The sequence below is a fragment of the Sphingomonas sp. CCH15-F11 genome (genome assembly GCF_001557005.1).
GTDB lineage: Bacteria > Pseudomonadota > Alphaproteobacteria > Sphingomonadales > Sphingomonadaceae > Sphingomonas.
Genome location: NZ_LSKG01000120.1, coordinates 1 through 2,678 on the forward strand (window position 1 = coordinate 1; position 2,678 = coordinate 2,678).

At 64.4% G+C, this 2,678-nt stretch carries 3 protein-coding genes; 1 reads left to right on the forward strand and 2 read right to left on the reverse strand.

Features of this window, described 5'->3' with window-relative positions:
* The first annotated feature begins 313 nt into the window (after positions 1-313).
* The gene (locus AX709_RS11200; protein WP_066485845.1) at positions 314-616 is read left to right on the forward strand and encodes a hypothetical protein; all 303 of its coding nucleotides are present in this window, start codon (positions 314-316) and stop codon (positions 614-616) included.
* A gap of 441 nt (positions 617-1,057) precedes the next feature.
* On the opposite strand, the gene AX709_RS11210 is transcribed toward AX709_RS11200, so the two are convergent.
* Together AX709_RS11210 and AX709_RS11215 are read right to left on the reverse strand one after the other, a co-directional pair.
* Positions 1,058-1,762: a DUF2231 domain-containing protein gene (locus tag AX709_RS11210; protein WP_231727497.1), complete on the reverse strand. Its 705-nt coding sequence runs from the start codon at positions 1,760-1,762 to the stop codon at positions 1,058-1,060.
* A 374-nt stretch (positions 1,763-2,136) separates the two neighbouring features.
* A complete protein-coding gene (locus tag AX709_RS11215; protein WP_066485841.1) occupies positions 2,137-2,361 on the reverse strand; it encodes a hypothetical protein in 225 nt (74 codons plus the stop codon).
* Between the last annotated feature and the right edge of the window lie 317 nt (positions 2,362-2,678).

Here is a 2,678-nt window from a genome sequence, read left to right on the forward strand (position 1 = left end):
GCTTTGGACGGCGAGAGCGCTGCGACGATCGCGGAGAAATGGCCAGGCCGCAACGCAGGCGAGTCCGGTGAGGCCGAGCAGCGTCACCGGGTTCCCCGCCAGGGTTATTGTCTCGAATAACGATTGCACCAAAGGATCCCGCATGCCGCCAGCCGGTGAGCATCATGAAGGATCAAGGTTACCAAGTCGTACCTACTTGGTGAGCGGGGTACGACTGAACGGGCGCTGACGGGGCCATTCAGACCTGTTTCAAGGCAGCCCATCTAGTCAGGGGCCAATCCGCCATCGGGCGGACCTTGGAAGGAGAACCGAGATGGTGCGCAAGTTCATCGCAGCTGCGGCGCTGCTGGCTTCCACGGCCGGCATGCTCGCCCCGAGCGCAGCGCTGGCGCGAGACCGTGAGCATGGCGGATGGCAGGCCCGCAACGAGCATGGCCGGGATCAGCACGGCTACGGCAACCGCTATCGGGATTATGATCGCCGCAATCGACACGGGAGCTACTACGCCAGCAACCGGCATTATGTTGGAAACGGCTATTATGCGCGCCGCCATGGGTCGGGTTACGGTTACAACCAGCATCGCGAGGGCGAGCACGATCCCTATCGCGGCCACTAGGTCGCGTTGGGAACACAAGCGGGCATCGGGCTTGGCAGGCCGTGCGGATAGGCGCATGTTGATGACGGGCGGTCGCTCAACGTCCGGGCGTCGTCCGTTCATCGGACCCGAGCAATGCCGCGCCCTCTTCGTAAGGCCCTCTCCACCTTCATTCTGCTGGCAGCGCTTGCCGGCTGCGTCAGTCGCCGAGAGATGACCGCCCGCCATCAGGCCGCGTGCGCGAGCTACGGCTTCCAGCCCGGGACGGAGGGCTACGCCAACTGCCTTCTTCAGCTCGACATGGGCGATTATAGTTATGGCCACCACGGCGGTGGCGTGCCGTTGTTCCCCGCGCGGCATCCTTCGCCCCGGCCGGCTCCCGCCCCCGCGGTTACGCCGGACCAAGCCCGGTGAAACAGTTCGCCGCCTTGGCGAGCCGAGTATGTCGATCCGGCGTGTCGTTCAGAAGGCGAGGTGGTTCAGGCCGCCGTGCATGAATGATCCGCCGAGCCAGCCTTGGACGGCGATCGCGATGGTGACCGCGCCGAGCAGGCTCCAGTAAGCGGTGCGGGGCCGCTCCGCCGCCCGCCGCGCCCGGAACGCCAGGTAGACCAGCACGACCGAGAGTGCCGCCAGCGTGGTGCCGAGCCACCGGTGAGTCATCAGCACGGGATTGCGATCGGAAAGGTAGAAGCCGCCGGCGAACCAGCCGAGGAACGCCGCGACGATCGCGCCCAGCGAGCCGACGATCAGCATGACCCGCGCCGCTTCCTGGTAGGATGCGTTGCGCCGCCAAAGCCCGAACAGCTCCACCGCCAGCGCGCCAATGATCATGGCGATCGGGAAGTGGATCACCATCGTGTGCAGGCGGCCAAGCCAGCTTACCAAGCGCTGCCCGAAGGTCTTGTTCCTGGCGTTGGCCTCGTCGTGCCCGTGGCCCATCGCCATGTCGTCCGCAGCCACGTCCTGGCCCATCGCGGCGTCCGCCGGGCCGACCGCGTTGTCGTTCATCCCCGCCATGCCTGCATGGTCGTCGCTTGCCGCCCGGCTCGCCTGAGTATTGCCCGGTCCGGCCCCGAGCGCGTCGTGATCCTCATGGGCGAGCGCCGGTCCCGCCATGCCCAGCATAAGCGCCGCCAGCAACAAGGTCAGCTTCGAATTCCGCATGGGCCAAGCGCTTTCTTTGACGATTCTCTTTGTGGATACGCAGCACGAGGCGTTTGCCCTCGCTAGCGCTTGGCATTTCCCGATGCGCCCTGCCTGCACGGGTGAGACACACAGTTCAATTGCGGACGATCCAACCCTAAGACAGAAGCGTCGCGATCACGCCAGCATTCAAAGCGGAGAAGTAGCTTTGCCTTTTCTGCGGAAGCATCGGCAGGAGCACCTGATCGTCCGCTTGAGCGCCGCTTGCACGCGACGCTCTCCGGGGAAAGGTCAGAACACATCTACCCGGTAGTGGCAGGCCGCTAGACCTGCTTTCTCCAGCGGGTTGCCACGTTCGCTACTGGCAACCCGCTAGCCGTCCGTCCGACATGGCTTCACTTCGGCTTCGGCGCAGCCTTTTGATGTCCGCCCTTGTGGTGGGCGGTCTTCTTCGGAGCGGCCTTTTTGCCCTTCGTGGCCATCTTGGCACCGGGTGCCATCTTCATCCCGGCCATCGAGCCACCGCTCGTTTGCGCCGACGCCGCGCTGACGCCGGCGGTGGCGATGCCAATAGCCGCAACGGCCTGAAGCAGCTTGGCTGCGAAGTGTGTTGTGATCATAATCTCTCCACTCCCACGGGCAGACGGCAATGGTCGATCTGCTCATGAGATACTACGCGACAGGATGCCTGAGCCCTCATTATCGTGGAGAAAGGATCCGGTGTGGAGCGGAGGTCGCACCCGCGGACGCTCCCATCGTGAGCAGGATCGAAGATCAGCCCAGCACTCCAACCGGAGAAGAAGCGATGAGGATCAACATGCTTGGCTACGGAGTCGCCGTTCTGGCGGCCCTGCTCGTCTCTGCGTGCGGAACACGCGAACCGGGGTGACTACACGAAAGTGGCGTATCTGCACGCTAAGGGCGAACAAATGGGTGC

Bases quoted from the DNA above. Each gene is read 5' to 3' on its own strand.
- AX709_RS11200 (WP_066485845.1), top strand. From the start codon at position 314: ATGGTGCGCAAGTTCATCGCAGCTGCGGCGCTGCTGGCTTCCACGGCC.
- AX709_RS11210 (WP_231727497.1), bottom strand. From the start codon at position 1,762: ATGCGGAATTCGAAGCTGACCTTGTTGCTGGCGGCGCTTATGCTGGGC.
- AX709_RS11215 (WP_066485841.1), bottom strand. From the start codon at position 2,361: ATGATCACAACACACTTCGCAGCCAAGCTGCTTCAGGCCGTTGCGGCT.